Annotated in this window: 4 protein-coding genes; 3 read left to right on the top strand and 1 reads right to left on the bottom strand. The window is 63.1% G+C overall.

What is annotated here, in order from left to right:
• Nucleotides 1-162 precede the first annotated feature (162 nt).
• A complete protein-coding gene (locus tag IRZ12_RS16195) occupies nt 163-1,422 on the bottom strand; it encodes a flavin-dependent oxidoreductase (RefSeq protein WP_296470652.1) in 1,260 nt (419 codons plus the stop codon).
• 117 nt (nt 1,423-1,539) lie between these two features.
• On the opposite strand from IRZ12_RS16195, the gene IRZ12_RS16190 reads away from it, so the two are divergent.
• The 3 genes from IRZ12_RS16190 to IRZ12_RS16180 form a co-directional block, all read left to right on the top strand.
• Nucleotides 1,540-2,442 carry a LysR family transcriptional regulator gene (locus IRZ12_RS16190; protein ID WP_296470649.1) on the top strand — a complete coding sequence of 301 codons (903 nt, stop codon included), beginning with the start codon at nt 1,540-1,542 and terminating at the stop codon, nt 2,440-2,442.
• 106 nt (nt 2,443-2,548) lie between these two features.
• Complete coding sequence (locus tag IRZ12_RS16185; RefSeq protein WP_296470655.1) at nt 2,549-3,163, top strand: trimeric intracellular cation channel family protein; 615 nt, start codon at nt 2,549-2,551, stop codon at nt 3,161-3,163.
• A gap of 71 nt (nt 3,164-3,234) precedes the next feature.
• Nucleotides 3,235-3,964: AI-2E family transporter (locus tag IRZ12_RS16180; RefSeq protein ID WP_296470646.1), on the top strand; the 730-nt coding region annotated here is incomplete at its 3' end.

Raw genomic sequence — 3,964 nt, 5'->3', positions numbered from 1 at the left:
ATGCAGCGAATTCTACGGAAATTTCAAAAAGTATCAATATCAGATACTTTAATTTTGTTTATCGCGAATTCTCTTCGATAAATTTCACAAACTATTTCGGTACTTGCGACAACAAAAAAGCCGCCCCAAGGGCGGCTTGCCAGGTGGTTCGAATGCGTGGCGTCAGAGGAAGGAAGGCCGGGCTTTGAGCGCGGCCGGGCTGTAGCCGGCGATTTTCTTGTAGTTGTCGGAAATGGCCTGCAATTCTTCCTGCGAAACGAAGTCTTCCAGGCGCTCGAAGGGTTTGCCGCCCGTGCGTTCGTACACTTCGCGCAGGATGGTGTCGGGCGGGTTGGCGCGGTTGGTCAGGACGACCTGGGTGGTCGCCGCCACGCGGACCTTGTCGTAGACCTGGAGGGCCTCCGGAACCAGCCCTTTCTCCTTGAGCTGGCCTGCCAGGAAGCGCGCGTCGATGATGGCTTGGCCGGCGCCGTTCGAGCCGCGGGGCACCATGGGGTGCGCCGCATCGCCTAGCAGTGTGAGGCGTCCCTGGGTCCAGGTCGGCAGGGGGTCCTGGTCGACCATGGGATATTCCAGTATGGCGTCCGAGGCACGGATCAGCGCGGGAACATCCAGCCAGTCGAAGTGCCAGTTTTCGAACGTGGGCAGGAAGTCTTCCAGGCGCCCCGGGCGGCTCCAGTCGCGGATGGCGGGATTCGGGTCAGTGATCTCCGCCACCCAGTTGATGAGCTGGTTCCCTTTGCCATCCACGTTGTTGCGGATGGGGTAGATGACCATCTTGCCCACGTCCAGCCAGCCTGCGCGCACCATGCTGGCCTCGCTGAGGAAGGGTTTCCAGACGGTGGTGCCGCGCCACATGTTGACCCCGGAGTAGCGGGGCGCGCCTTCGTCCGGGTAGAGCTGCTTGCGCAATGCGGAGTGCACGCCGTCGCAGCCGATGACGAGGGCGGCTTGCACGCTTGGCAGCTTCTCGCCTTCGGGCGATACGAAATGGGCAGTGATCGAGTCATCGTCTTGGGAAACGCCGGTGCACCGCGCGCCGCACACGACGGCGTCCGCTCCCAGGCGTTGCTTGACGGCGTCGAGCAGCACGGTTTGCAGGTCGCCGCGGTGTATCGAGTATTGCGGCCAGTCGAAGCCGGCGTCGAGCCCGGCCGGCTCGCGGAACACGAACTGGCCATGTTCGGTGAAAAAGATGGATTCGCGGGTGCGGACCGCCACTTTGTCCAGTTCCGGCAGCAGTCCGAGTTCGCTGAGTTCGCGCGCTGCATGGGGCAGGATGTTGATCCCGACGCCCAGCGCCTTGAGTTCCGGCACGGCCTCGTATATGCGGCAGGCAATGCCGGCCTGGTGCAAGCTCAGGGCCAGGGTCAAGCCTCCTATCCCTGCTCCGATGATGACGACGTCTTCCTTGCGGCTCATTTCACACCTGTTTTGGATTGTCTCTTGCCGGCCTTGCCCGGCCGCCGGGGTGGTATTAGGCGACAGATCGAGGTATTTTGGAAATTTAGATGTGATATGGATACATATTAGGTTCTTATGAATCTCTCTTTACGCCAGTTGCAGGTATTCCTGCACGTCGCGCGTATCGGCAACTTCACTCGCGCTGCAGAGAAGGTGCACATGACGCAGGCCGGCCTGAGCATCATGATCCGCGAGATGGAGAAACAGCTCGATTGCCGACTGTTCGACCGCACGACGAGGATGGTCGTGCTGACGCCGGCCGGCCGCGACCTGCTGCCGGTTGCGCAGCGCGTGGTGGGCGATCTCGAGGCCGTCGTGGCCAAGCTTGGCGTAGAGGGGAAGCGGGCACGCCAGACGCTTCGCATCGCCGCCCCACCCATGATCTCTGCCAACATCCTGCCGCACGTTTTCCAGCAATTCAAGGCCGCATATCCCCATGTGGAACTGCGGCTGGCCGACGCCGACCTGCATCAGGTCGAAGCCCTGGTTGCCGGCGGAGAGGCGGACCTCGGCCTGGGGTTTTTTTTCAAGCCCCCGGCCGGCCTGGAACGGGCACCGGTGGGCAAGTTCCGGCTCATGCGGGTCGAGCCGGGGCAGCAGGCGCCGGGCCGCCCCGTGGGAACGACGCCGTGGAGCAACTTGCGGACCGCAACCTTGATCAGCCTGCCTGCCAGCAATCCGATTCAACGGCTAATCGAGCCGCACTTGGAGAAAATCGGGCGGGGAAACGAAGACCGGCCGACTTTCAATTTCTTCGAGACGCTGATCTCTATGGTCGAGGCCGGAATGGGCACGGCAGTCATGCCGACTTTCGCCCTCGTCGCCTGCCACCGTCACCGGGTGGCGGCCGATCTGCTGGTCAAGCCCGCGGTGAGCCTGGACTTGTATCAGGTCACGCGGCGCGGCTTCAAGGCGCCGGAGGTCATGGAGGCCTTCCGGCGTGCCTTGATGGAGGCTCTTCCCGCGGTGGGCGGCTGAGGGGCGGGGGGCCGGCCGGCCCGCCAGGCTTTACCGCGCCTGCGATAATGCGGCTGATCCGCGCCCGGCCGGGCGCCGGACGAGATCAACGAGAGACACCATGTTGTTGCAAGTCATCTACCTCCTGGCCATTACCGCGGAGGCCGCGTCGGGCGCCATCATGGGCATGCGCCGCCGCATGGACGTGTTCGGCGTCTGCGTCGTCGGGACCGTGACTGCCCTGGGGGGCGGTTCCATCCGCGACATGCTCCTTGGCCATTACCCGCTCGGCTGGGTGGCTCACCCCGAATACCTGTTCTTCACGGTGGGGGCGGCGCTGTCCGCCGCCTACCTCGTGCGTTTCATGCATCGCGTCCGCATGGCCTTCCTGCTGCTCGACGCCCTCGGGCTGGTGGCGTTTGCCATCATCGGGTGTGACGTCGCCGCTTCGGTCGGGGTGCATCCCAGCATCGTCGTGCTGATGGGCATGGTCACGGGCATTTGCGGGGGGCTGCTGCGCGACGTTTTGTGCAACCAGGTGCCGCTCGTCCTGCGCCGCGACATGTACGCCTCGGTGGCGCTCGCCACCGGAACGCTATACGTTTTGCTGCAACGGTACGGCGTCGGGCACGACCATGCGACGGGCATCGCGTTGGTGACGGGTTTCCTGTTCCGCTTGGCGTCTATCAAGTGGGGTTTGGCGCTGCCCGTGTTCAAGGCGCAGCGGCATTTGGAAGATTGACCGGATGCGTGCGGCACGGCCTGCCGCCTAGGCTATGCTGCGATGACCCCGTTTCCCCGGAAGGACGGCCCATGAATCAGACCTCTTTGCAGTACCGCACCTTTTTGTTGCTGTTGGTTTTGGTTACGGTCGCGTTCGGCTGGCTGCTATGGCCATTTTTCGGCGCGGTCTTCTGGGGAGCCATCCTCGCCATCATTTTTTATCCGCTGCAGCGGCGACTGTGTGCGCTGTTCGGCGGGAGAAGGAATCTCGCGGCGCTGACCACGCTGCTCGTCTGCGTGCTGATCGTCATTATTCCCGTGTCTGCCATTGCTGGGGCGATCATCAGCCAGGGCGCCGCAGTGTACGAACAAATCCGCGCGGGCGACATCAACTTCGGCGCCTACATGGAGCGGGCGATGGCGGCATTGCCGCCGAGCGTGCGCGGCCTGATGGACAAGTTCGGCCTGGTCGACGTATCAAGCATCCAGGCCAAGCTGGCCGAAGTCGCCGCCAAAGGCAGCCAGTTCTTTGCCACGCAGGCGCTGAACATTGGCCAGAACACCTTTCAGTTCGTGGTCGGCCTCGGCGTCATGCTGTATCTCTTGTTTTTCCTGTTGCGCGACGGGCCAGGGCTTTCCGCGCGCATCCGCCAAGCCCTGCCGTTGACCGAGGAGCACAAGCGCCACCTATTCCGGAAATTCATTGCCGTGGTGCGGGCGACGGTAAAAGGCAACATCGTGGTCGCGGTCACCCAGGGGATGCTGGGCGGCATCATATTTTGGCTGCTGGGCATCAAGGCGGCCTTGCTCTGGAGCTGTG

Origin of the sequence: Pigmentiphaga sp. (assembly GCF_019689535.1) — a bacterium.
Taxonomy (GTDB): Bacteria; Pseudomonadota; Gammaproteobacteria; order Burkholderiales; family Burkholderiaceae_B; genus Pigmentiphaga.
The sequence above is the reverse complement of the archived record's forward strand: the minus strand, read 5'-3'. Positions and strand labels throughout refer to the sequence as shown.

Excerpts from the sequence above, each read along its gene's own strand:
- IRZ12_RS16195 (WP_296470652.1), bottom strand. The coding sequence starts at position 1,422 with ATGAGCCGCAAGGAAGACGTCGTCATCATCGGAGCAGGGATAGGAGGC.
- IRZ12_RS16190 (WP_296470649.1), top strand. The coding sequence starts at position 1,540 with ATGAATCTCTCTTTACGCCAGTTGCAGGTATTCCTGCACGTCGCGCGT.